General features: G+C 68.6%; 25 protein-coding genes. 20 read left to right on the top strand and 5 right to left on the bottom strand.

What is annotated here, in order from left to right; all coding sequences use genetic code 11:
* Positions 1 to 4 precede the first annotated feature (4 nt).
* Positions 5 to 877 (bottom strand): hypothetical protein, encoded by an 873-nt coding sequence (locus IFJ75_RS01080; protein WP_207870741.1) that lies wholly within the window; start codon positions 875 to 877, stop codon positions 5 to 7.
* A gap of 57 nt (positions 878 to 934) precedes the next feature.
* Here IFJ75_RS01080 and IFJ75_RS01075 point away from each other — a divergent pair, with 57 nt between their 5' ends.
* The 4 genes from IFJ75_RS01075 (at position 935) to IFJ75_RS01060 (ending at position 5,177) form a co-directional block, all read left to right on the top strand.
* The gene (locus IFJ75_RS01075) at positions 935 to 1,267 is read left to right on the top strand and encodes a DUF1491 family protein (RefSeq protein WP_207870740.1); all 333 of its coding nucleotides are present in this window, start codon (positions 935 to 937) and stop codon (positions 1,265 to 1,267) included.
* 133 nt (positions 1,268 to 1,400) lie between these two features.
* Entirely contained in the window at positions 1,401 to 1,781 is a 381-nt protein-coding gene (locus tag IFJ75_RS01070) for a hypothetical protein (protein ID WP_207870739.1), read from the top strand.
* Between the two features lie 85 nt (positions 1,782 to 1,866).
* Positions 1,867 to 3,423, top strand: a complete 1,557-nt coding sequence (locus IFJ75_RS01065; RefSeq protein ID WP_207870738.1) for a hypothetical protein — start codon at positions 1,867 to 1,869, stop codon at positions 3,421 to 3,423.
* An 83-nt stretch (positions 3,424 to 3,506) separates the two neighbouring features.
* Positions 3,507 to 5,177, top strand: coding sequence for a DUF1570 domain-containing protein (locus IFJ75_RS01060; RefSeq protein WP_207870737.1), 1,671 nt, complete (start codon positions 3,507 to 3,509; stop codon positions 5,175 to 5,177).
* 34 nt (positions 5,178 to 5,211) lie between these two features.
* On the opposite strand, the gene IFJ75_RS01055 is transcribed toward IFJ75_RS01060, so the two are convergent.
* Entirely contained in the window at positions 5,212 to 5,367 is a 156-nt protein-coding gene (locus IFJ75_RS01055) for a hypothetical protein (RefSeq protein WP_207870736.1), read from the bottom strand.
* A 224-nt stretch (positions 5,368 to 5,591) separates the two neighbouring features.
* Between IFJ75_RS01055 and IFJ75_RS01050 the strand changes: the two genes are divergently transcribed.
* The 5 genes from IFJ75_RS01050 (at position 5,592) to IFJ75_RS01030 (ending at position 12,062) form a co-directional block, all read left to right on the top strand.
* A complete protein-coding gene (locus IFJ75_RS01050; protein ID WP_207870735.1) occupies positions 5,592 to 7,145 on the top strand; it encodes a hypothetical protein in 1,554 nt (517 codons plus the stop codon).
* A gap of 12 nt (positions 7,146 to 7,157) precedes the next feature.
* Complete coding sequence (locus tag IFJ75_RS01045; protein ID WP_207870734.1) at positions 7,158 to 8,789, top strand: peptide chain release factor 3; 1,632 nt, start codon at positions 7,158 to 7,160, stop codon at positions 8,787 to 8,789.
* An 89-nt stretch (positions 8,790 to 8,878) separates the two neighbouring features.
* Entirely contained in the window at positions 8,879 to 10,132 is a 1,254-nt protein-coding gene (locus IFJ75_RS01040; RefSeq protein WP_207870733.1) for a DUF1570 domain-containing protein, read from the top strand.
* Positions 10,133 to 10,321: 189 nt separating this feature from the next.
* Entirely contained in the window at positions 10,322 to 10,687 is a 366-nt protein-coding gene (locus tag IFJ75_RS01035; protein ID WP_207870732.1) for a hypothetical protein, read from the top strand.
* Positions 10,688 to 10,820: 133 nt separating this feature from the next.
* The gene (locus IFJ75_RS01030; RefSeq protein WP_207870731.1) at positions 10,821 to 12,062 is read left to right on the top strand and encodes a hypothetical protein; all 1,242 of its coding nucleotides are present in this window, start codon (positions 10,821 to 10,823) and stop codon (positions 12,060 to 12,062) included.
* Positions 12,063 to 12,441: 379 nt separating this feature from the next.
* Here the strand turns inward: IFJ75_RS01030 and IFJ75_RS01025 are convergent, their stop codons facing one another.
* Positions 12,442 to 12,609 carry a hypothetical protein gene (locus tag IFJ75_RS01025; RefSeq protein ID WP_207870730.1) on the bottom strand — a complete coding sequence of 56 codons (168 nt, stop codon included), beginning with the start codon at positions 12,607 to 12,609 and terminating at the stop codon, positions 12,442 to 12,444.
* Between the two features lie 91 nt (positions 12,610 to 12,700).
* Here IFJ75_RS01025 and IFJ75_RS01020 point away from each other — a divergent pair, with 91 nt between their 5' ends.
* Positions 12,701 to 13,816, top strand: coding sequence for an alpha/beta hydrolase (locus tag IFJ75_RS01020; protein WP_207870729.1), 1,116 nt, complete (start codon positions 12,701 to 12,703; stop codon positions 13,814 to 13,816).
* A gap of 153 nt (positions 13,817 to 13,969) precedes the next feature.
* On the opposite strand, the gene cysQ is transcribed toward IFJ75_RS01020, so the two are convergent.
* On the bottom strand, positions 13,970 to 14,749 hold the full coding sequence (gene cysQ / locus IFJ75_RS01015; protein ID WP_207870728.1) for a 3'(2'),5'-bisphosphate nucleotidase CysQ: 780 nt from the start codon (positions 14,747 to 14,749) through the stop codon (positions 13,970 to 13,972).
* 95 nt (positions 14,750 to 14,844) lie between these two features.
* On the opposite strand from cysQ, the gene chpT reads away from it, so the two are divergent.
* The 4 genes from chpT to IFJ75_RS00995 all read left to right on the top strand — a co-directional run bounded on the left by chpT (position 14,845) and on the right by IFJ75_RS00995 (position 18,792).
* Entirely contained in the window at positions 14,845 to 15,507 is a 663-nt protein-coding gene (gene chpT, locus IFJ75_RS01010; protein WP_207870727.1) for a histidine phosphotransferase ChpT, read from the top strand.
* Between the two features lie 87 nt (positions 15,508 to 15,594).
* A complete protein-coding gene (locus IFJ75_RS01005) occupies positions 15,595 to 15,966 on the top strand; it encodes a response regulator (protein ID WP_207870726.1) in 372 nt (123 codons plus the stop codon).
* Between the two features lie 20 nt (positions 15,967 to 15,986).
* Entirely contained in the window at positions 15,987 to 16,805 is an 819-nt protein-coding gene (locus IFJ75_RS01000) for a CheR family methyltransferase (protein WP_207870725.1), read from the top strand.
* A 97-nt stretch (positions 16,806 to 16,902) separates the two neighbouring features.
* Positions 16,903 to 18,792 (top strand): M20/M25/M40 family metallo-hydrolase, encoded by a 1,890-nt coding sequence (locus IFJ75_RS00995; protein WP_207870724.1) that lies wholly within the window; start codon positions 16,903 to 16,905, stop codon positions 18,790 to 18,792.
* Positions 18,793 to 18,796: 4 nt separating this feature from the next.
* Here IFJ75_RS00995 and IFJ75_RS00990 read toward each other — a convergent pair whose 3' ends face one another.
* Positions 18,797 to 18,946: a hypothetical protein gene (locus tag IFJ75_RS00990; RefSeq protein ID WP_207870723.1), complete on the bottom strand. Its 150-nt coding sequence runs from the start codon at positions 18,944 to 18,946 to the stop codon at positions 18,797 to 18,799.
* Between the two features lie 216 nt (positions 18,947 to 19,162).
* Here IFJ75_RS00990 and recA point away from each other — a divergent pair, with 216 nt between their 5' ends.
* From recA to rraA, 6 genes are all read left to right on the top strand, one after another.
* Positions 19,163 to 20,245 carry a recombinase RecA gene (gene recA, locus IFJ75_RS00985; RefSeq protein WP_207870722.1) on the top strand — a complete coding sequence of 361 codons (1,083 nt, stop codon included), beginning with the start codon at positions 19,163 to 19,165 and terminating at the stop codon, positions 20,243 to 20,245.
* Between the two features lie 506 nt (positions 20,246 to 20,751).
* Positions 20,752 to 22,227 carry a S41 family peptidase gene (locus IFJ75_RS00980; RefSeq protein WP_207870721.1) on the top strand — a complete coding sequence of 492 codons (1,476 nt, stop codon included), beginning with the start codon at positions 20,752 to 20,754 and terminating at the stop codon, positions 22,225 to 22,227.
* Positions 22,228 to 22,479: 252 nt separating this feature from the next.
* Entirely contained in the window at positions 22,480 to 22,872 is a 393-nt protein-coding gene (locus tag IFJ75_RS00975) for a hypothetical protein (protein WP_207870720.1), read from the top strand.
* A 162-nt stretch (positions 22,873 to 23,034) separates the two neighbouring features.
* Positions 23,035 to 23,487, top strand: coding sequence for a hypothetical protein (locus IFJ75_RS00970; RefSeq protein ID WP_207870719.1), 453 nt, complete (start codon positions 23,035 to 23,037; stop codon positions 23,485 to 23,487).
* 25 nt (positions 23,488 to 23,512) lie between these two features.
* Positions 23,513 to 23,716, top strand: a complete 204-nt coding sequence (locus IFJ75_RS00965) for a hypothetical protein (RefSeq protein WP_207870718.1) — start codon at positions 23,513 to 23,515, stop codon at positions 23,714 to 23,716.
* A gap of 51 nt (positions 23,717 to 23,767) precedes the next feature.
* Entirely contained in the window at positions 23,768 to 24,271 is a 504-nt protein-coding gene (gene rraA, locus IFJ75_RS00960; protein WP_207870717.1) for a ribonuclease E activity regulator RraA, read from the top strand.
* Positions 24,272 to 24,395: the final 124 nt, after the last annotated feature.

The following is a 24,395-nucleotide window of genomic DNA, read 5'->3' as shown; positions in this document are numbered from 1 at the left end:
AGCCCTAGAGGGAGCCCATGGCGATGAAGGCGCGGCCGGCGGCGAAGTCGCCGGCTTCGAAGGTCGCCCGGGCCATGCTGCCGTCGCTGAACAGGAAATCGACCGCGAAGGGCTCGCGCGGGTCCAGCTTCGCCAAGGCGTCGGCGGTGTCGGCGGGGAAGAGCCAGGCGTCCCCTTGAGTCTTCTCCGGCTGCAGCAGCCCCTTGTCGGCCGGCAGATTGCCGGCGGCGAAGAAGGCGCGACGCATGGCCTCGGGCGGCATGGCCGCGACGCCGGGCGAGGTCATATAGGGGTGCGGGGCGCGCTCGATATCGCGCATCACCACCCGCGCCGAATAGGGACGTGACCGGCCGACGAAGGAGACCACGGCCTTCAGGGTCTGGCGTTCGGCCCCGCCCTCGGCATAGCCGAAGGTGACCGGCGAAGCGCCGACGCGGGTCGTCTGCATCAGCCGCCAGGTCGGGCTGGAGAAGGCGGTGCGGTCGGCGGTCCAGGCGGCCCGGCCGCCAGGGAAGCTCATCTTGGCGATCCGCGACCAGCCGTCGAAGGCGTCGCTGACCCGTCCCTTGACCACGGCCAGCTGGGGATCGGCGCACGGCGTGCGCGCGGCGTTGGCCCGGGCCCGTTCGGCTGTCTCGGCCAGGGCGACGTCGGTGGCGCCGGCGCGGGCGGCCGCGCCGCGCGCCTGCCAGGCCGAGGCGGTCAGGGCGGTGGTCAGGGCCGGGTCGAACAGCCGGCATTTGGCGTCGGCGGCCAGGACGAAGCTGCGCTCGAAATAGGGGACCGTCGCGTCCGCCAGGGCGGTGAACGGCGCGGCCAGCATCGCCATGGCGAGCACGGTGGTTCTGGCGTATCGGGTCGCAGGGGCAGTCCTCATGACCCCGACCGTAACCCCAAGGGCGTTCCGGTCCCGTTTCCGAGCAGGGTTAGCGATTTGCTTCTTTCCAGCGATCTCTGGGTCAGCGCCCTGATCCGCCGCGCCGAGCTGGCGGGGGCCAATGCGACGGTCGCCCGACGTGGCGACCAGCGCGCCGGCACAGTCATCGTCAAGGCCTACAACACCCTGGACCGCACGGCCCGGCTCTATACCGAAGCCTTCGGCCCCGACGGCGAACGCCTCTGGATTCAACCCGTGACCAGCGAGTTCGAAAGCGACCTCGACGCCTATATCCAGCGCCAGATCGGCTACGACCCCGACATCTGGGTCGTCGAGATCGAGGACCGTGAAGGCCGCCACTTCATCACTGAGGATGTGGCGAAGACCTGATCTTCCTACGTGCGCGCGAGGGCGGCTCCCCGGTCAGAATACCTTAACCGCGTTCGTGAACGGGACCTCAAGCGAGCGACGCTAGGGTGCAGTCGTCGGCGAGAAACGTCGGCGTTCTGGCGAGTAGGGCCCTATGCTGTTTCTTCTGAACGACGTCGTGTTCGATCTGGACGAGGCCACCCCGGTCACGCCTGCCGACGCGCGCCGGTTCGAGAAACTGGGCTTCGACTATGTGCTGGAGCTCGGCTGCGAGCTGTTCGCCGAGGATCCGATGCTGCACCGGAACGATCCGGGCCGCGCCCGTCGTCTGGCCTGGCTGATCGCCGACCGTTCGCCGGAGATCAACGCCGCCCTGTTCGCCGCTCCGGAAGCCGACTGTGATCCGGATCTGGTCGAGCCTCGCTTCTGCGCCCTGCCCGAGGCCGTGATCGGTCAGTTGGGCCGTCAGGAAAAGCGCGGCCGCCTCGACGCCGTCGCCGCCGACAAGGCCGTCTGGAACCGCCTGGCGGCTTAAGGGTTCGGCGTCGGGCGTATCCGCTTGACGCAACCCCCGGCCACATTATGGCTTGATCCTCAAGTTGTGGGGATGCGAGGCGTCTATGTTCAAATCCATCATCGCGGGCGCCCGTCGTCTTTCGTCGGGCGCGGTCGCGGGTGTCGCCCTCGCGGCCCTGACCGGCGTCGGCCCGGCCCATGCCGAATGGCTGAAGGCCGAAAGCGAGCGCTTCGTCGTCTATAGCGAAGGCAGCGAAGCCAACCTGCGCCGCTTCGCCCAGCACCTGGACACCTACGACCGGCTGCTGAACCTCTCCCTGACCGGTTCGATGGGCGAGGCGCCCCCGCGCAAGCTTCCGATCTATCTGGTCGGATCGCGCGGGGGTCTCGTCACCGTCCGCCCGGACCTCGGCCCCAACATCGTCGGCTATTACCTGACCGACGAAGAAGACATCTTCGCCATGGCCATCCGGGACAGCGACGACGACACCCTGCTGCATGAATACGCCCACCATTTCATGTTCCAGAATGCCGCCTATCCCTATCCGGGCTGGTTCGTGGAGGGCTTCGCCGAATACTACGCCACGGCCGAGTTCAAGTCGGACCGCGTTCTCGTCGGCCAGTACAACGAGAACCGGGCCTACTGGCTGCAGAACGGAACCTGGCTGGACATGCGCACCCTGCTGTCGAACCGGCCGGGCGGACGAGCGCGTGGCAGCGAGACCTACTACCCGCTCGCCTGGCTGCTGACCCACTGGTTCTGGGGCAATGTCGAGCGGCAGGTCCAGCTCAAGGCCTATCTGCTCGACGTCGGCGCGGGCACCGATCCGGTAGAGGCCATGCAGAAGGCGACCGGGCTGGATCGGGTCGGACTGCGCCGCGCCCTGCGCCGCTATGTGAGCGGCGGAATCCCGTACAAGGCCGTGGTCATGGACTTCCCCGAAGCGCCGATCACCGTCACCCACCTGCCCCGGTCGGCGGACACGCTTCTGATGCTCGGCCAGCGGGTCAAGGTCATGGATCGCGAAGACGATGACGCCGCCCGCGTCCTGGCCACGGTGCGCACCCAGGCCGCGCGCTTCCCCGACGACGATCTGGCGACCCTGGTGTTGGCCCGGGCCGAGATGAAGCTGGGCGATATAGCCGCCGGCCAGGCCTTGGCCCAGACACTGATCGACCGGGACCCGGCCAATGTCGAGGCCTTGCAACTGCTCGCCTCGGCCGCCATCAAGACGGCCGGCGACAGCGATGACGTCGACGCAGGCGACCGCGCCTTGGCGCAGGCTCGCGGGTATCTGGGCCGCGCCTTCCGGGCGGATGACGGCAATTTCCGCACCTTCATGCTGCTGACCGACGCGCGGCGCGGGATGCCCGGCTATCCGAACGACAACGACATGGCCACGCTTCACCTGGCCAACACCCTGGCGCCCCAGCTTCCGGATACCGTCCTGCAGCTGGCGAGCGCCCTGATCTACAAAGGGGAGACCGAAGAGGCGCTGGGCCTGCTCCAGCCCCTGGCCAACAACCCCCACGGCGGCGGTGCCGCCTCAGCGGCCCAGTCGATGATCAACCAGATCGAGGGTGTCTCGGACGCCGAGGCCCAGGCCGAGGAAGACGCCCCGGCCGAGCCCGAGGACGGCGACACCACCGGCGGCGACTGACAGGCCCCCGCCCCAACCCGCTTGACGCGAGCCGCGCCGCGTCACACGCTGGCCGTGGGGCCGTAGGTGTGGGGGTAGTCGCAATGTCTGAATCGATCAGGACGCGTCTGCGCCCGGTGCTGGCCTGCGCCGCGAGCGCGGCGGCCTTGCTGGCCATGGCGGCGCCGGCCCATGCGGAATGGCTAAGGGCCGAGACCACCCATTTCGTCATCTACGGCGACACCAACCGGGGCGAACTCCAGCGCTACGCCCAGAAACTTGAGCGGTTCGACGCCCTGCTGAGGACCTATTATCCGATCCGGGTGGATCACGAGATTCCGAAGCTGGACATCGTCCTGGCGAACGGCGGGAGCGACATGGACCGCATGTCGCCGGGCATCAGCTCCAGCGTGGCGGGCTTCTACGCCCCCGATTCCGGCCGGATCTTCGCGGTCGTGAACACCCGCAGCGAAATGGACGACGTGGTCATCTTCCACGAATACGCCCACCATTTCATGTTCCAGATGACCTCGGTCGCCTATCCTTCCTGGTTCGTGGAAGGCTTCGCCGAATACTATGCCCAAGCGGATGTGCGTCGCGACCACATCAGGATCGGCGGGATCAGCCAGGGCCGGATGAACTCCCTGACGGGCGGCTCGAACACCTGGGCGCCGACCGACGACGTTCTGCGCTGGCGCCTGTCGCGCAGCGGCCGCTATCGGGGGTTCGACTACTACGCCCAGTCCTGGGCCCTGGCCCACTATATGTTCAGCGATCCGGACCGGACGAAGAAGCTGGGCCAGTATCTGGCGCTGGTCGGGGCAGGAACGGAAACCGGCCAGGCCCTGCAAACCAGCTTCGGCCGGACGCCCGCCCAGCTTCAGGACGACCTGCGGCGCTATCTGAGCGGGGCCATCCCGGTCCTCTCTCCGCAGATCCAGTTGCCGGACGCGGAGGTCTCCATCACCGCCCTGCCCGCCTCCTGGGACCGGCTGGTCTGGTTCGACTTCCGGCTCGACCGGGCTCCTTACACGCCGCGCGAGCTCGGGGCGGACGCGACCCAGGACCAACGGCGCGTGGCGGCCGAACGCCAGAAGGAGGCCGAGGAAGAGCAGCGCCACCTGATCCGCGACGCCACGGCGGCCGGCGACCAGTTCGCGACCGACCGGATGGGCATTCTGGTCAAGGCCCGGGCCCAGAATCTGGCCGGCTCCTCGTCAGACGCCTTCGAAACCCTGGAGCCGCTGCTGACCGCCGACAGCAAGGACTCGATCGCTCTGAGGCTGGGCGGACAATTCCTGCTCGACATGGCGAACAAGGAGACCGACGCCACGCTCAAGGCGGGGATGATGCGCCAGGTGCGCAGCTATCTGTCACGCGCCCTGGATGCCGATCCGCTGGACTTCCGCACCTATCTGGCGCTCGACGACAGCCGCAAGACCGCGTCTGGCTATCCGAACGACAACGACCTTTCGACGCTCCAGATCGCCGCCACCCTGGCGCCCCAGTCGTCGGACGCCCGTCTCCGCACGGCCCGGGCCTATATGGCGCACGGACTGCCCGCACTGGCGATCGTCATGCTGACGCCCGTGGCCAACGATCCGCACGGCGGGTCCGGCCAGACGGCTGTGCGGGCGCTTCTGGCCCAAGCGCGGGCCGCCATGGGCCTGTCGCCCACCGAAGACGCCCCGCCGCCCGAGGAAGAGGGCGATGACGAGGGCTCAGGTGAAGGCTCGAGTGAAGGTTCGGGCGCGGCCTCCAGCGAGGCCGGCTGAGCCTCATCCCGCTCGGCGCGCCCCCAAACCCGGCTCAGACCAGGACGTTGAACACCACATGCACCGCCACGGCCGTGGCGACGATGAAGCCGAAGCCGCCGATCAGGCACAGGAAGGGGTGGTTCGTCTTCTGGTGGTCGGAAGAGGGGTGCCGGGCGAAGGTGTCGTCCGACGGATCGAGCAGGGCCATGGTCGTTTCCTTTTTCCCGCGCGGCGCCCGACTGCGTGGCCGGAAACGTCTCGTGCTGGCGGGGAGAATGACTCCAAAAACCCCTGTTGGCGAGGGGTCTTTGCGGATTTTATCGACAGTTCGTCGATAGGGCTGCGCCGAACGGCGACCCGGCCCTCGCGAAAACCTTCATGACGCTGTGCGATTGAGCATTTACGCCTGAGCCGTCTCCCCGAAAGGTTGTCATGTCCGTCCTGACCCGCCGTCTGTCGCTGGCCCTGCTGTTCCTCCTGTCGGTGCTGGGCGCCGCGCCCGCCCATGCCGAATGGCGCAAGGCGGAAACCGACCGGTTCATCGTTTACAGCGAGGGATCGGAGCGGGAGTTGCGCGATCAGGTGCAGCTGCTGCACCGGTTCGACCGCCTGGTCCGCGCGCCCTTCGGCCTGTCCGACGCCCCACCCGCCCGACGGCTGACCATCTTCATGGTCTCGGGCCGCGGCGGGATGGAGGCCATCTATCCGAACGTGCCGCGCAACGTCGGCGGCTGGTATTCCTCGACCGAGCACGACATCTACGCCGCCCTGGACCGGCGTAGCGACATCAAGGTCCTGCTGCACGAATACACCCACCATGTGATGCGCCAGAACTTCCCGGTCGCCATGCCGGCCTGGTTCAGCGAGGGGGTGGCGGAGTTCTACATGACCGCGCGGATCGACGACCGCGAGACCCGCGTCGGCTATCGCGACGACGGGCGGGTGGCGACGATGAACAGCCTGCCATGGCTGCCGCTGGACCGGCTGCTGACCCGCCGCGCCCTGAACGGCAATCCGCAGCAGATGGCCGCCTTCTATGCCGAGGCCTGGCTCTTGACCCACTATCTGATCAGCGACGACGGCCGCCGCCATCAGCTGGAGACCTATCTGAAGGCGGTGTCGGAAGGCGCGTCGCCGATGGAGGCGGTCCAGCCCGCCTTCGGCGTTTCACCGGACCAGTTGGAGCAGGCGATCCGCCGCTATCGCGCCGGCTCCATGCCTTACGCCGTCTATCCGACCCCGGCGATGGACGACGTCGCGATCCGCATGGAGACCCTGCCGCCCTCCGCCGAAATCCTGTTCCCCCTGTCGATCCGGCTGAACTACGCCCAGCGCGGCGACGACGGCCCGGCGGTCTTCGCGCGCACTAAGGCGGCCCAGGCGCGCTGGCCGACGGATCGGCTCGCCAATATGACCCTGGCCAAGGCCGAGGTCGCCTGGGGCACGCCCGCCGCGGCAGAGACGGCGCTGAACGCCGTGCTGGCCGCCGATCCCGCCGACGTCGAGGCCCTGCGCTGGCTGGCCCGACTGCGGCTGACGGCGGCGGCGGAGGCGGCCGCGGCCGGCGATGGCGAGACCCGCGACCGGATGAACCGTCAGGCCCGCGCCTTCCTCGCCCGCGCCATGGCCGCCGCTCCGAACGACTACCGTATCTATATGGCCCTGGGCCGCAGCCGGCGCGGGGCCGCCGACTATCCGAACGCCAATGATCTGGCGACCTGGAGCCTGGCCGTCGAACTGGCGCCCCAGGTGGGGGGCGTGCGCTGGGAGGCCGCCGAGGCCTTCAGCCGCGCGGGTCAGAACGAGACGGCGATCGCCCTGCTGTTGCCGCTGGCCAGCGATCCGCACGGCGGCGCCAATGCAGCCAGGGCGCGCCAGAAACTGGAAAGCCTGAGGCCGGACGGCGAGGCGACGGGCGAAACCGCGCCGCCTGTCGCTGACGACGAAGACGCCGCCGCCGTTGCCCCGGAAGACGATGCGGGCTAGTGCCCCGCGACCATGTCCAAACTGACCCTGCCTGAAGAAGCGGCGCGCCGCCGGACCTTCGCCATCATCGCCCACCCGGACGCCGGCAAGACCACCTTGACCGAGCATATCCTGCTGGCCGGCGGGGCCATCCGCGCGGCCGGCGCGGTCAGGGCGCGCGGCGAGAACCGGCGCACCCAGTCCGACTGGATGAAGATCGAGAAGGAGCGCGGCATCTCGGTCAGCGCCTCGGTCATGACGTTCGAGCACGACGGCAAGATGTTCAACCTGCTCGACACCCCCGGGCACGAGGACTTCTCGGAAGACACCTATCGCACCCTGACCGCCGCCGACTGCGCCATCATGGTGCTGGACGCCGCCAAGGGGATCGAGCCGCAGACGCTGAAGCTGTTCGAGGTCTGCCGCCTGCGCGACATTCCGATCATCACCTTCATCAACAAGCTGGACCGCGAGGCCCTGGATCCGATGGAGCTGCTGGACCAGATCGCGTCCCAGCTTCAGCTCGATCCGGCCCCGATCTGGTGGCCGGCCCAGAGCGGGAACCGGCTGCGCGGCATGATCGAGGTCGGGACCGGGAACTTCCAGCCCTATGCCCGCAAGATCCCCGGCGCGGTCGAGGACGCGGGCCACCCCGAGGCTCTGCATATCGACGCCGCCTCGCAGCATTTCGAGGCCGGCGAGCTGACCGAGCTGCGCGAGGCCGCCGAACTGGTCGAGGGCGGCTATCCGGCCTTCAACCACCAGTCGTTCCTCGAAGGCCATATGACGCCGATCCTGTGGGGCTCGGCCCTGCGCCACTTCGGCATCGACGAACTGCTGAAAGCCATCGGCGACTGGGCTCCGCCGCCCAAGACCATGAAGGCCCAGAAGGCGGCCCCGCCCGAGACCCGCAACGCCCCCGCCCCCGTCGACGTCACGGTCGAGCCGGGCGCGACCGAGGTCAGCGGCTTTGTCTTCAAGGTCCAGGCGAACATGGACCCCAACCACCGCGACCGCATCGCCATGTTCCGCATGGCTTCGGGCAGCTTCAAGCGCGGCATGAAGCTGAAGGTCCAGAACACCGGCAAGCAGCTTTCGGTGAACGCCCCCATCATGTTCTTCGCCTCGGACCGCGAACTGGCCGAGGACGCCTTCGCCGGCGACGTCATCGGCATCCCCAACCACGGCGTCCTGCGCGTCGGCGACAGCCTGTCGGAGAGCGGCCTGGTCCGCTTCGCCGGCCTGCCCAACTTCGCGCCCGAGATCCTGCAGCGGGTCCGGGTCAAGGATCCGCTCAAGGCCAAGCACCTGAAGAAGGCGCTGGACGGCCTGGCCGAAGAGGGCGTGACCCAGCTGTTCCGCCCCGAGCTGGGCGCGGACTTCATCGTCGGCGCCGTGGGCCAGCTGCAGTTCGAGGTCATGGCCGACCGGCTGGGCGAGGAGTACGGCCTGGAGGTCATCTTCGAGCCCAGCCCCTATGCCGAGGCGCGGTGGGTGGACGGAACAGACGCCGACATCGAGGACTTCAGCTCCAAGTACCGCAGCCAGATGGCCCGCGACATCGACCAGGCCCCGGTCTTCCTGGCCAAGTCGAGCTGGGAGACCGGCTATGTGATGGAGCGCTTCCCCAAGGTGGCCTTCACCAAGACCAAGGAACGCGGCTGACGGGCGCGCAGGTTGCAAGCCGTTCAACGAACGGTGGACCGCTCGCGGCAAATCGAGTTTAGGGTGGGGCCTCTCGGGGGATATGCATCTTGTCGCCAGCCATCCAACGCCTGCTGTTCGCCGCCGCGCTCGTCGCCGTGACGCCGGCCTCCGCCCTCGCCGAATGGCGGCGGGCCCAGAGCGAGCATTTCGTCGTCTACAGCGACGGCTCGGAGCGGGCGCTGCGAGACTATACGGCCAAGCTCGAGCGGTTCGACTCCCTGCTGACCGCCCGCATGGGCGGCGCGCGGGCCGAGGCGCGTCGGCTTCCGGTCTATCTGGTCGGTGACGGGCGGGCGCTACGCGTCGCCGTGCCGGGCCTGCCGCCCGGGATCGCCGGCTACTACTCCAGCAGCTCGACCGACGTCTTCGCCGTTCTGATCCGGGGCGAAAGCGACGACATCCTGCTGCACGAATACAGCCACCACGTCATGGCCCGGGCCGGCGACGTCCCCTATCCGGGGTGGTTCCGCGAGGGCTTCGCCGAGTTCTTCGCCACCGCGACCGTGAGCGAGTCCGGCGCGGCGTCGTTCGGCCTGCCGAACGCCGGACGCCTGCAAGCCCTGGCGCAGCAGCGCTGGCTGCCGATGGACGTCGTCCTGCGCGCCGACGGCTCGCTCGGTGTCGCCGGCCAGCAGCAGATGGGCATGTACTACGCCCAGTCCTGGGCATTGACGCATTGGCTGCTCGCCGATCCGGCCCGGATCAGAAGCCTGTCCAGCTACGTCACGGCGGTCAATGGCGGCCAGGACCCCGTCGCCGCCTGGCAGGCGATCTTCGGCATGACGCCGGATCAGCTGACGGCCCAGCTTCGCGCCCACGTCCGGAACCGCCTCACCTACGCCACGCTCGACATACCGCCCATTCGCCCGGTCATCACGGTGACGACCCTGTCGCCCGCGGCCGATACGGTCATCCTGCCCGCGATCAACGCCCGGTCGTGGAACCCCGAGGCGACCGACGGCCCCGCCCTTCTGGCGACGCTGCGGGCGGCCGCGGCCCGCTTCCCCGACGATCCGCTGGCGCTGGTCGCCGTGGGCCGCGCGGAGATGCGGTGGGGGGACGAGGCCGCGGCCGAGACCGCCCTGACCCACGCGCTCGACCTTCAGGCCGACGATGTCGAAGGCCTGATCCTGATGGCGGATCTGGCCACCCGGCGAGGCCGCGATGCGACGGACGATGCCGAGCGGACCCGGCAGTTCGAGCTGGCGCAGGGTTTCGTCGCCCGCGCCCTGGAGGCCGATCCCACCGATCAGCGAGTCTATAACGCCCAGGCGCGCCTTCCGCGGCGGATCAGGGGCTGAAGACCCCCGGGACGTCTGGCGGGAACCGAAGCCGGGGAAGCGGGTTACGGCTTCGGCGATGTTGGGAGACCGGGTAATCCTCAGGGTTCCCCGCGAAGGACTTCGGGTTAAGCCCGATGGGCCTTCCTTCTGCCTTGTGCTCATGCTTCTCTGACGCTTCGAAACGGCGCAAGCGTCGTGGAGGACGTAATGACCGCGACCATCGCCGGCCTTCTGGCCGCCCTGACCGCAGCTTCCATGAGCACTGTGGCGCAGACCGCGCCGGCGCCGGCGCTCATCTCCTATGACGAGACGGTCCGCTGCGCGGGGGTGACCCAGGCGGCGTCCGAGCTCGAGGGTGGAGAGACGGCGGAGGGCAAGGCCCTGTCGGACTCGGCCCTCTACTGGTCGCTGGCCGCGACCCAGGCCGCCCAGGCCTCGAACCGGGACGCCAACGTCGCCGACGCCGACCAGAACCGCGCCCGCATCCGGGCGGTGCAGCAGCTCAACGCCGGCGACGCCGACGCGAAGGCGGCGTTGCAACGCTGCCGGGCCCGAACGCCCGACCTGGGGTGATCACCCGATGGCGGACCCGGCTTATCCCCACAAAGCTGAGCTGAACCGCCGAACCGGCCCTGCGTTTGCGTGGAGCCCCTCAGGACCGCCCCCGCGGTCCCGAAGCGGGACGACCGAGAGGCTGACGAGGCGCATGTTCGAGTTCGGAAGAGATCTGAGACGGCTGTTCGCCCAGGCGCGCGAGAGCGAGGACCTGAGCTGGCTGGAGCTGATCGGCGTCGATCTGCTGGCCGTCGAGGCCCGTCAGCTATGCACCGATGCGGGCCGGGTGTCCTGCGCCAAACCCCATCCCGCCTGGCTGCGCGGTGCGGCCCTGTGGCGCGAGCACGCGCGCCGCACCGGCTCGGCCGACAGCATCAGGAAGGCCCTGGGCGCGACCCTGGACGCCGCCCGTCAGGCCCGCAGCCCCGAAGAGATCGCCCGGGCCGCCGTCGAGAAGGCCCTGACCCTGCTGCTCCGCTTCGACCTGTCGGGCGGTCGCGAGGTGCTGGACATGGCCGCCGAGGCCGTACCGGGGACGCGCGACTGCCGGCCCGCCACCGTCGCCCTGATCTCCGCCGCCCACGCCCGCATCCGCATGCGTCAGGCCCGGTTCGAGGCCGACGGCAAGGGGCTGATGGCCGCCGCCGCCCTGCTGGACGCCGCCATCCACGAGATGGACCGCACCCGGGCCGGCAACCTCGACGAGATCCGCATGGACCGCGCCGCCCTGGCGCTGGAGGTCGGGGTCGACCGCCGCGATCCCAACCTGCTGGACCAGGCCGGGCGCGAACTGCTGCGTCTGGTCGAGAGCGCCTCGCCCGACTATCGCCCCCTGACCCGCGCCCGGGCCCTGACCCTGTGCGGGGCCGGCATGGCCGCGCTGGGCGCCTTGGCCGACAACGAGGCCGCGCGCGAACAGGGCCGGGCCATGTTCGACGCCGCCGCCGACCAGTTCACCCCCGACCACAGCCCGCTGGACTGGGTCGTGATCCAGATCGTGCGCGGCGGCACCCCCGGCGCCGTCTCCCTGGCCGCACTGCGCCAGGCCGAGACCCTGACCGCCGGCCAGCATCTGGTCGTGGGCGCCATGGCCCGCGACATGCTGATCGAGGGCGAGATCGCCGCAGCGACCTCGACCGGCGACGTGCCGCGCCTGACCGACGTCGAGACCGCAGCCCGCATCCGCCTGGCCAGCAACCCGTCCGAGCTGGACTGGGCCGTCGACCAGATCGCCATGGCCCGCATCGCCCGCGCCCGCGCCCTGCTGACCGGCTCGGACGCCAGCGCCTCGGGTCTGGCCCTGCTGGAAGCCGCCGAGGTCGCCCACGACCACGGCCTTCCCGACCTCGCCGCCCGCGCCCGCTCCCTGCTGGCGGTCCGCCTGACGGCCTGAGGCGGCGGGAGGGCCGTCGGAGGCTCCGAAAAAACCGAGTGCAAAAGGTGCAATTCGGAAGCGGGGTGTCAGCTCAGGCTGACAATGCCCTGAACGGGCTCAATATCTCTCCAGTCGTTTCCGGAAGACGCTTTGCACTCCAGAGTACGGATGCGTGCATCGGGTGTTCATGGGACGGACAGATCCAAGGTGGCGGGAGACCCAGTCTACACCCGCGCCGAACAGCGCTGGCCCGATCCGGGTGAGATTTCCGCAAGGCTCTGATCGGCATTGGTTTCGGGCCGCAGGCGATGCGCATCTCAAGGCGCCCGGCGCGTCTGTTGTCTGGTTTCCCGTGGTGCGCCGATGTCTCAAGACGACTCGTTGCGGACCTTGAGCATCACAGTCCCAGCATGAGGCGAAACATCTCAATCATGCCTGCGATGATGCCCCAAGCGGCGCCGACTCCCTGAACAACAGCCAACACGGCCAGGCCGAGTATCCCGGCCGTTTCGCCGAGGGCGCCAAACGACGACCAAGCCCCGCGCTTCCTTTTCGATGGCTGCATCTCTCTCCCCGGGACGCGATCGCAAACGACGGTTGACACTGAAGTTTACACACGTAATCGTATAAGTCTACAAACGTGAACTGGAGAGGATGTGCGCGCTTCTGTTTCTGTGCCGTCCTTGTGCGGGGTTATGATCCTGAGCTGTGGGGCGGCGAGTGCTCGGGCTCCTGAGGTCACCCTCATCAGCGAGACACCGGCGGTCCAGGCCAATGCGGTGCAGCTGTTGATTCACTCGGACCTGATGGACCGAGACTACCGGATCGAGGTTACGCCGCCGTTCCGTGGGCCTTTATTTCCCGGCCAGAAGGCGGCGGTCGTCTATGCGCTTGACGGCGGATGGGGTGTGGCCGGACCTGCCGGATCGCTATTGGGCGGGGGCGGCGCGATGCTCCCCGCCTATATCGTCACGATCGGCTATCCTCAGGGCCGGCGAAACAGTCGTGAACAGGACCTGCTGCCACGCCCGGTCCATCCACAGGACGGAAGCATGGCGCAGGGCGGCCGGTCGTCGCTGTTCGCCAGATTCCTGACCGAGGAGCTGCGGCCGTTCATCGAGGCGCGCTATCCGGTCGATCCCCAGCGCTCAGTGCTGTTTGGTCATTCTCTGGGAGGCGTTTTCACGGCCAATATCCTGGCGGATCAACCGACCGCCTTCAGCGGCTACCTGATCGCCAGCCCATCGGTATGGGCTGATCCCTCGGTCGTCGACCGACTGCGGAATGCTGCCGCCGGCCTGGATCGCCGGGTTTTCATCGCCTACGGCGAACGCGAGGACGACTATATGGTCGAGGGCGGCCGGGCGCTGTTCGAGGCCCTTGGAAGCCGGGGCGACAGGGTTCGGACCAAAATCTTCGCGGGCGCCTATCATATCACCTACTACCCGGCGGTCATGGGCGAAGCCCTGCCGTTCCTGCTTCCTCGCCAGTCGCCGCTCACCTTCCCGGTGGCCGTGGACCTGTCGCCTTCGCAACTGTCCGCTCACGCTAGACGCTTTCTCGTCGGCGGAGCACTTCCCGTCGAGTTCGAAGCCAGGGACGGCGGTCTGACCGTGACCGTTCCCGGCGGCGGACAACTCCCTCTCAAAGCCAGTTCGCCGGCCCGCTTCTTCGCCCCGGGGCTCGATGTTCAGGCCGAGTTCGCGGGCGATGGACAATCGGTGACCCTGTTCGTTAACGGCGACCGTATGGACGCGACCCGGACGCGCTGAATTGATGGCTTTCCTGCGAAATCAGCGAGGGTGAGCAGCAACGTCCGCTTCACCCCCCTACCGGACAGTCTGACCGTCCGATTTGGGGACGTACGCTCGGTCACGGGCGCAGCGCTTGTCGCCAGGACTGACGGGGGCTCGAGGGGCGCCCCCTTACCCCCCCACCGCCACGAACGCCCCGTTCTTGAAGCCCGGCTTGCCGTAGGCGAGGCGCTGGCCGTCGGGGCCGAGGACGCGGCCGCCGGCGGCTTCGAGCACCGCCTGGCCGGCGGCGGTGTCCCATTCGTGGGTCGGGCCGGTGCGCGGATAGGCGTCGAAGCGGCCCTCGGCGATCAGGCAGAATTTCAGCGAGGAATCCGTGCCCTGCCACTGGGTGCAGCCGTGGCGGGCGGCCAGACGGGCGGCCTCCTCATCGGTGACGCTGTGGCTCAGGAGGGCGATCCCCTCCTCCGGCCGGTTGCGCACCTTGATCGCGGTCCAGGCCTCGCCGAAGCGGCGGCGCTGGGCGCCGTCGGGGCCCAGACGCCAGCTGATCCCGGTCGCGGGCGCCGAGACCACCCCGGCGACGGGGGCGCCGTCCTCGATCAGGGCGATGTTGACGGTGAAGCTCTCCTTGCCGGAGATGAAGCCCTTGGTGCCGTCCAGCGGGTCGATCAGCCAGAAGCGCTGGGCCGCGGCCTCGGGCGCGCCGTCGGCCGCCACGGCCTCTTCCGCCACCGTCTGGACGCCGGGGTAGAGGGCGTTCAGCCGCTCCAGGATCAGGGCCTCGGCCTGCTGATCGGCCAGGGTGACGGGGCTGTCGTCGGACTTGGTCGAGACGCTCACGCCGGAGCGCCAGTAGGGCAGGATCACCGCCGCGGCTTCTTCGGCGATGTCGGCGATGGCGTCGTGCAGGGCGCCGGAAGCGAGGGCCTGCGTCAGATTCTTGGTCATGGGGCGGGTCGATAGCCGATCCGACCGGTTTCGCGAACCGGCAAATCACCCCAGTTTGCGCAGCCACCCTCTCCGTGCGCCGAAAAAGAAGCTTCATGACCGACGATCTGACCATCGACGTAAACGCCGAACTGTCCGGCGCCGACTTGGCCGCCTTCATCGCCGCCAAGCTGTGCCACGACTTCGTCAGCCCGGCCGGAGCGATCAATTCGGGCCTGGACCTGCTCAACGATCCGTCGGCCGCCGACATGCGCGACGACGCCCTGGGCCTGATCACCCAGAGCGCGTCGAAGCTTCTGTCCCTCGTCTATTTCTGCCGCGTGGCCTTCGGCGCGGCGACGACCAGCGAGCGGTTCACGGGCGACGAGCTCAAGGGGCTGGTCGCGGGGATGATCGAGGGCGGCCGGGCGACCATGGACTGGCGGGTGTCGGAGACGGATTTCGACAAGCCCTCGGCCCGGGCCCTGCTCAATCTCGCCTATCTGACCGCCGGGGCCCTGCCCTCGGGCGGCGAGGCGGTGATCACCAGCCGGCGCGACGGCGACACCCTGATCCTGACCGGTCTGGCCGAGGGCGCGCGCGCCCGGCTGAAGCCCGAAGCCATCACCGGCCTGTCGGGCGAGCGGCTCAAAGAGGGCCTGGCCGGACAGTGGATCCAGCCCTACTGGCTGTGGCTGACCGCCCATGAAGCCGGCGGCAGCCTGAGCGTCATCGCAGAGGAAGGCCGCGTTGCCCTGGTCGCCCGGATGCCCGCTTAATCCCTTTTCCCAACGGCTCGTTAACCGGCGTAAAGCGATAATAACCTTGAAGTGAGGGCGCTTTAGCCCCCGCTGGAGACCCCGGACTTGGACGCCAGAACCTGCCTTATCGTCGACGACAGCCGGATCATCCGGAAGGTCGCGCGGCGCATCGTGGAGGGTCTGGGCTTCGAGGTCGACGAGGCGGCGGACGGCGCCGAGGCCCTGTCCTACTGCGCCTCGGTCATGCCCGACATCGTCCTGCTGGACTGGAACATGCCCGTCATGGACGGCCTGACCTTCCTGCGCCGCCTGCGTTCGCAGCCCGGCGGCGCCACGCCCAAGGTGCTGTTCTGCACCATCGAGACCGCGCCGGACCGGATCGCCGAGGCCCTGGCGGCCGGCGCCGACGACTATGTGATGAAGCCGTTCGACGGCGAGATCCTGCAATCCAAGCTGGCGGAGGTGGGAGCCGTCTGAGGACGTCTTCTGGACAAGCCATGACCCAGGACGATTTCGAACGCCTCCAGACGCTGCTGGCCTCCCGGGCCGGCTTCCGCCTGACGCGCGACCGGATTCATCTGGCCGAGCACCGCCTGGCCCCCGTGGCCCGCCGCGAAGGCTTCGACAGCGTCGACGCCCTACTGAGCGCCCTCTGGGCCAAGCCGGTCGCCTCCCTCGGCTGGGCCGTCATCGAGACCATGCTGAACCCGGAGACCTGGTTCCGTCGGGACCGGGCGCCGTTCGACACCTTCGCCCGCGAGCTTCTGCCCGCCATCGGCCGGGTCCGCGAAAACGGCCTGGTCCGCGTCTGGTCGGCCGGCTGCTCCAACGGCCAGGAGGCCTGGTCCCTGGCGATGGGCGGGCTGGAAGCCGGCGCCAATGTCGAGATCATCGCCACCGACCTGTCGCAGCGCGCGATCGAGCGGGCCCGGGCCGGCAGCTACACCACCTTCGAGATCCAGCGCGGCCTGTCCGCCTCGGCCATGCTGCGCTGGTTCGAGCCGGCCGACGAACAGTGGGCCGCCCGCGAAGAGTTGCGCCACGTCGTCCAGTTCGAGCGCGCCAACCTGCTGGACGAGCCGATCGCCGGCGCCCCGCGCTATGACGTCATCTTCTGCCGCAATGTGCTCTCGGACATGGACCCGGCCAAGCGCGGCATGGCCATCGAGGGGCTGGAGCGGCGTCTGGTCGACGACGGCTGCCTGTTCCTCGGGACCGACGAGCGGCTGGACGGGGACACGGTCGCCTTCCGCCCCGTCAACGGTCGCCGCGGCCTGTTCGTGAAGGCGCCCTCGGCGCTCAGCCGCGCGGCCTGATTTCCTCCTGCCCAATCCCGCACTCTGGCAGGCGAACCGACTTCCCAAACCCTCGTCCGCACACCTACAGTCTTGTCTCTGATCGGAGGGGATCATCATGCGGCTCGCCCTGCTTCTCGGCTCGCTGGCGCTTGCGCTGTTCATCGGCGTGATCGCCCTGCAGACGCCGTCGCCCAGGGGGCCGGAGACGCCGGCGACCGCCTTCTCGACCGCGCGCGCCATGACCGATGTGCGCATCATCGCCGCAAAACCCCATCCGCTGGGCACGCCGGAGCATGAGGCGGTGCGCGGCTATCTGTTCGGGCGGATGACGGCCCTGGGGCTGAGCCCCAGCCTGCATGCCGGCCCGCTGGAGGACTTCGCGAAGGCGCGCCTGACGAAATGGGGGCTGGATCCGTCGAAGCCGGCGATCAGTCTGGTCGGCGTCCTGCCCGGCCGCGATCCGACGAAGCCCGCCGTGGTCCTGATGGCCCACTATGACAGTGTCGCAAAGTCGCCGGGCGCGGCCGACGACACGGCCGGGGTCGCGGCCATTCTGGAAGCCGTGCGGGCCATCAAGGCGCGCGGCCTGGCCGACCGTGACCTGATCGTCCTCCTGACCGACGGCGAGGAGCTGGGTCTGGACGGGGCGCGCAACTTCTTCACGACCCACCCCTTACGCGACCGCGTCGGCGCCATCGTCAACCTCGAGGCCCGGGGCGGCGGCGGCCGCGCCATGATGTTCGAAACGGGTCCGGGCAACCGCCAGACCATCGACCTGTTCACCCGGGCGGCGGCCAGGGCGGACGGCGGGGCGACCAGCAACTCCCTGGCGGTGCTGATCTACAGCCTGATGCCGAACGGCACCGACTTCACCGTGCCGCGCAAACAGGGGCTGCCGGGGATCAACCTGGCCTTCATCGGCCGCCCGGCCCAGTACCATTCCCCGACCTCGACGCCCGACGCCCTGGATCAGGGCAGCGTCCAGCACATCGGCTCCCAGGCGCTGGAGGCTGCGGACGCCCTGCTGCGCGCCCCCGCCCTGCCCGCGCGCGGCGAGAGCCGGGTCTATGCCGACGTTCTCGACCACCTGATCGTCGCCCATGCGCCGGCGACGGGCTGGATCCTGATCGGGCTCACGGCGGCCCTGTTCCTGTTCGCGGTCTGGGGCGGACGGCATGCGGCATCCCAGGTCGCGGGGGGTCTGACCGTCGCCGACATCGGACGCGGCCTGCTGGGCGGGCTGTGGTTCCTGACGACCTGTCTGGTCCTGGCCCAGGCGGTGCGGTTGCTGGCGGGACCCATCGCCAGCCGGGTCACCTCGGCGGACACCTATTATGTCCTGCTGCGGCGTCTGCCGTGGATCGAGGGCGGCGTGGCTCTGACCGTTCTTGCCGTGGCTCTGGCGGCGCTGGCCGGGCGCGATGTGGTCGGGCGGCGGGTGCTGGCGGGGCTGGTGGTGGGCGCGGCCCTGCTGGCCACCGTCATGGGCGGCTTCATTCCCGTCCTGATAGGAGCGGCCGTGATCGCCGCGGGCCTCAGCCTGTGGTCGCAGGCCGCGCCGCGCTCGGTCTGGGGCGGCTGGCTGGGGCTGATCCTGCTGATCGGCCTGCTCGGGGCCGGGGCCCAGGCGGTCGCGCCCGAGGCGGCCTTCCTGCTGACCTGGCCCGCGCTCGCGGCGGCGGCGGCGGCGGCCCTGTCGGCCGCGATCGGCGCGCGTCTGGTCTCGAAGGCCTCGCTGATCCCCGCGGCGGTCGTCACGGTCGTCGGCGGCGGCTGGATCGCCAGCCTGGCCCACCCGATCTTCCTCGGCATAGGCATGGACCTGCCGGGCGTTCTCGCTCCGCTCGGCCTGCTGATCCTGATGTTCGTCCGGCCTCTGGCCCCGCCCCAGGTGGCGCGCGCCCTGGCCGGATGCGCCGCGGCCTGTCTGATCTTCGCCTGCGGGGTGTCGATGACGGCCCGTTTCGCCGAACCGGCGGAGCCTCCGGCCGCCTCGGCGGGCTGAGCCGCTAGATCACGATCAGCAGAAGCACGGCCGCGACCGCCGCCCCGGCGAGGATCAGCGGGCGATTGTGGCGATGCAGGAATGCGGCCAGATCACCGGTGACGGTGGCGGCGCGATAGTCATGGGCGTGAGGGTCGTCATGGTGGCATGTCATGTCGTCGTTAACGATCAGCGGCGGCCACGGTTGCATTTCTAACCGCGGCTTAATGCGTCAGAAACGGTCGCATGACCCATAGATGTTCCACGGATGTTCTCAGGAACGTCTTGGCAACCGCCCGGAAGCGTGTTCTACATCTGTTCACAGGGAGCGGGTCCACGGCGGGTCTCTCCCACGGCATTGATGGGAATCATGGCAAGGGAGAACGGTAAGATGGCTTCGCAGGCGGCATTGAAATTGGTGGGCAAGGAAGACGGCGACAAGCAACGCGCCCTGGAGGCGGCGATCGCGCAGATCGATCGCGCCTTCGGCAAGGGCTCGGTGATGAAACTGGGCAAGAACGGCGTCGCCGAGGTGATCCCCTCGGTCTCGACCGGTTCGCTGGGTCTGGACATCGCGCTCGGCATCGGCGGTCTGCCGCGCGGCCGGGTGATCGAGGTCTTCGGCCCTGAGTCCTCGGGCAAGACGACCCTGGCCCTGCACACGGTGGCCGAGATCCAGAAGGCGGGCGGCACCGCCGCCTTCGTCGACGCCGAACACGCGCTGGATCCGTCCTACGCCCAGAAGCTGGGCGTCAACCTCGACGAACTGCTGGTCTCCCAGCCCGATAATGGCGAACAGGCGCTCGAGATCGTCGACACCCTGGTGCGCTCGGGCGCGGTCGATATCGTGGTGGTCGACTCGGTCGCTGCGCTTACGCCCCGCGCCGAAATCGAGGGCGAGATGGGCGACAGCCTGCCGGGTCTTCAGGCCCGCCTGATGTCCCAGGCCCTGCGCAAGCTGACGGGCTCGATCAACAAGACCCAGTGCATCGTCCTGTTCATCAACCAGATCCGTCACAAGATCGGCGTCATGTACGGCTCGCCGGAAACGACGACGGGCGGCAATGCGCTCAAGTTCTACGCCTCGGTCCGTCTGGACATCCGTCGCACCGGCGCGATCAAGGACCGCGACGAGGTCACGGGCAACACCACCCGGGTCAAGGTCGTCAAGAACAAGGTCGCCCCGCCGTTCCGCGAGGTCATCTTCGACATCATGTACGGCGAGGGCATCTCCAAGCTGGGCGAGGTCATCGACCTGGGCGTCAAGGCCGGGGTGATCGAGAAGTCGGGCAGCTGGTTCTCCTATGACTCGACCCGCATCGGTCAGGGCCGCGAGAACGTCCGCGCCTTCCTCAAGGCCAACCCCGACATGGCAGACGCCATCGAGGACAAGGTGCGTAAATCGCAGAACAAGATCGCCGACGACCTGCTGGGCACGCCCGAGCCGGACGAAGGTCAGGATCTGGAGGGGTAGAATCCGTCCCCCTCAACGGGAAGGGTACCGCGACGCGCTTGCGTCATGGTGGAGGGGGCCAACCCCACCCAACGCATCCGGATCCAGCGCCTCCCCACCTGGGGAGGAACAGACACTCCCTCCGGCTGGTCCCCGCGACCCGCCGCCGACCCCGCGGGGCTCGGGCCGGAGTGAGCAAGGGCCGCCCCGCACAAGCGAGGCGGCCCTTTTTCCTTGGCCAGTTCATGTCGGCCGGCTCCGTCCTGCCGATCCGTGGCCTGTAGATCCCTTCGCCCCTCCCGACCCTGACGATCTCGCCGCCCGCGGCGGGCCGCGTATGCCGAGATGCAAGAGACGACCCGTTGCGTCGACTTCCGCCTCGAAAGCGGATCTCCACAAGGTCGCGACAGGGTGGGAGGCGGACGTTGAGCGATCACTGCGGCCAGGCCACTTCGACCTGTGTACCGTCGCAAGGGATAGGCAGCGAACAACCGGTCGTCCATCATGCCTGAGAATGGGGGTGATGGATGTCGATCTGGCTTTATCTTGCGGCGTCGGTCGGTCTGGCCGCCGCTCAGGCCGAGACGGGCAGGGATTGGGCTGAAACCCTGCGAGTGGACGCCACGGCGATCCATGACGCCGTCGCCTCGAGTCACCCGGGGATGGTCAATCCCGACGACCCGAGTTTTTCATCGACGAACGAAACGCAATACGCCCTGGCGCTGGATCGGGCCCGAACAGCCCGCAGCTTTGCCGACTATTTCTTCGCCATCCAGCACTACACCGCCGCCTTCGACGACGGTCACCTCGGGTTCGGAGTCTTCGGGGCGACCCCCGATCAGGTAAGGGCCTGGCCGGGGTTTATCGCGGGGGATGATGGAAGCCGGGGGCTGGTGGTGACACGGGCCGAGGCATGGTCAGGCGTTTCCGTGGGCGCCCACCTCAAGTCGTGCGACGGTCGTGACGCCTTCCAGATCGGAAAGGATCGGGTGGGCGCCCGCTTCGGTCGCTGGGAGCTCGCCTCCCAGCGGGCCATATTCGCCGCGATGGTCATGCTGGACACCGGCGACCCCTATGTCGCGCCCATCCGGCACTGCGTGTTCGACAGCGAGGGCGGCGAGGTCTCGATCGATCTCGACTGGCGAACGGCCGAACCCGGGTTCTTTTCTCGCTACAAGGTCTTCGACTCGCCGCCGCGCCAGGTCACCGGAATGCGCCGGCAGGATGACGGCGCCTACTGGATCACGCTTCCGACCTTCAACGGAAACCCCGAGAGCGACGACGGCCGCGCCTTGGAGGCTCTCCTCGCAGAGATTTCAGCGCAGGCGGACGCCCTGCGTCACGCGCCCACCATCGTCTTCGACCTGCGGGGGAACGGCGGCGGCTCGTCGGCATGGTCGGCTCGTATCGCCGAAGCGATCTGGGGCGCTGGCGCCTTCGAGCACGCGCAGGAGCCTCCGATGACCGTGGTCTGGAGAGCGTCCGAGGCCAATGTGCAGTCCCTGCGTCACGGGCTCAAGAAACGGGACGTGAATGGCAATCTCTCGCCCGGTACGCGAGAATGGTATCGCGCATCCATCGCCGGACTGGAGGCGGCGATCGCGAAGGGCGACGATCGCTGGATCATACCGCCGAGCGTCGGCGACGATCCCGGGAATGCCGATGCGGCGCCCTATCATCCGCCCGTCGGTAAGGTGTTTGTGCTGACGGACGAGGCGTGCATGTCGGCCTGTCTCGACGCGGTGGATTTATGGGGCCGGCTCGGCGCCACGCCCATCGGGCATGAGACCGGCGCCGACACCATCTACATGGAAGTCCGCGACATCAATGTGCCGAGTGGCCTCGGCCAGATGTCCCTACCCATGAAATTCTACATCGGCCGGGCGCGCGGGCACAATCAGCCGGTCGCGCCCGTCCATCGCTTCGAAGGCGACATGAACGATACGGCGGTCCTCGAGACCTGGGTGTCGGGCCTCGCCATCGAGGCCCGCGATCCGAACTGATGTCCGCAACGGGTCGTGACCATACAACCCCACACCTCCGGATACCGGACCAGCGGGCGACCGTCAGGGGTGGAAGGCGGATATTGCCCGGTTTAACCTCCCGCCATGCGTTTGATCGTTTGCGCCCTTGTCCTGTCTACGCTCGGAGCCTGTCCCCGCCCCCACTCTCAACACGAACCCCCGACGCGACGAAGAGGTGAGCGGTCTCGATTATCGCGTCGCCTATAAGCGACGGAGGGCGGCTTCAAGGGCATGTCCATGTTCGTCGATCCTGCGTCCGGCGAGACGTGGGCGGCCTTTCGCGATGACCAGGATGCGGTGGAGAAAGAGGATCCCGGCGACCCACTGTCGCCCTGCGCCCGGGATGCGATCGGCTGTTTCCGGACAACGGTCGGGCCGCCACTGCTGTCCGCCTTGCCACCCCCGGATTTCCTGAACGGCGCCTTCCGCTATTCCGCCCGACCCAGACGGTATTGGGCGATGCCTTGCAACGAGATCAGCGCGATCTCCGATCGCGGCGCCACCATCAGCGTCGTCTGTCCGACGGTGGGTCTGGTGGAGTTTTCGTTCGACGTCCCAGGCAGCGAAAGCCCGGTGGAGCGATACCAGTGGAAGAGCATGAACGGCCTGTTCGCCCAACGCTAGGCCCCGACGGGTTGATCTACGGCCCTGACCTCACCAGCTGGATCAGACATCCCGGACCCGCCCGGCACGGCGCTTACAGCCCCTTGCAACCCTCTGCGCAAAGCGCGACGCTCGCTTGGCTCCGGGGAGGGAGCGCAGGGGCCGCAGAGCCCGGGAGGGACCATGTCCAGCAAGCCCATCGCCATCCTGCTCGCGGGTCTCGCGGGCGGGGCGGCGGATATCCTGACCGCTTTCGTCATCTATCGCCCGGCGACGCCCATGGCAATTCTGCAGTCCGTGGCCAGCGGCTGGCTGGGCAAGGCGGCGTTCAAGGGCGGGTTACCGGCGGCCGCGTTGGGGCTCGTGTCGCATTTCGCCATCGCCATCGTCTTTGCGGCCATCTTCGTGATCGCTGCCGGACAGGCGCCGGTCCTGCTGAAGAAGCCGCTGATCGCCGGGCCGATGTTCGGGATCTGCGTCTACGGGATCATGAACGCCATCGTCGTGCCCCTCTCCAACGCGCCCGAGCGGCACGCGCCGACCGCGATGATGCTCGGCCTCGGCCTTGTGGCCCACGTCCTGTTCGGTCTGGCCCTCGCCTTCACCGCCTCGCGGATGCTAGGCGGAAGGGCCTGAGTTCAAACGCCTCCCGGAGATCGCCATGGCCGCCCCCATCCAGAAGCTGGCCCAGTTCAACCTGGCCGAAACCGACGACGGCTATCTGCTGGAGATCGGCGGCGACAAGGGCGGGATGATCACCGTCGAGGCCACGGCCGAACAGCTGGACGCCATCATCGAGGCGCTCGACGCCCTGATCTCCGCCGATGACGATGCGGTCGAGGATGAGGGCGAGATCGAGGACTAGCCGGACCCTCGCCCGCCCGGCACAGTGAGCCTTCCTCCCGGAGCGCCCGCCATGTCTGAAGCCTCTCCTCCAGCCTCCCCGGCCACCGCCGACCTGATCGACGCCCATGAGGCGGTGCTGGTCTCTTGCCCGCTGCAGTTCCGCAATCTCGGCGGCCGCGCCCGCTTCCACGGCCCGGTGCGGACGCTGAAGGTGTTGGAGGACAACGCCCTGGTGAAGTCGATCCTGTCCTCGCCGGGACAGGGGGCGGTCCTGGTCATCGACGGCGGCGGCTCGCTGAACCGGGCCCTGATCGGGGACATCATCGCGGGTCTGGCGGTCGCCAATGGCTGGGTCGGGGTGGTGGTCAATGGCGCTATCCGCGACAGCGTCGCCATCGGCGCTCTCGACCTCGGCCTCAAGGCTCTGGGGACCAATCCGGCCAAGAGCAGGAAGACCGGCGCGGGCGAGGCGGATATCTCCGTGACCTTCGGCGGCGTCACCTTCGCCCCCGGTCAGTGGCTCTACAGCGACGAGGACGGGATCGTCGTCGCGCCCCACGCCCTTCCCTTTTGATCGGGGCCCTTTGATAGAGCCCGCTGATTGGCCTCTCCCGCAACAGGGTGATGCGTCCTCGCCAAAACCCCTATATGAGGCCCGTTCCGCCTCTCACACGCGCGCGCGATATCCGCGCGCCAAA

The organism is Brevundimonas goettingensis (genome assembly GCF_017487405.1).
Lineage (GTDB): Bacteria > Pseudomonadota > Alphaproteobacteria > Caulobacterales > Caulobacteraceae > Brevundimonas > Brevundimonas goettingensis.
The sequence above is the reverse complement of the archived record's forward strand: the minus strand, read 5'-3'. Positions and strand labels throughout refer to the sequence as shown.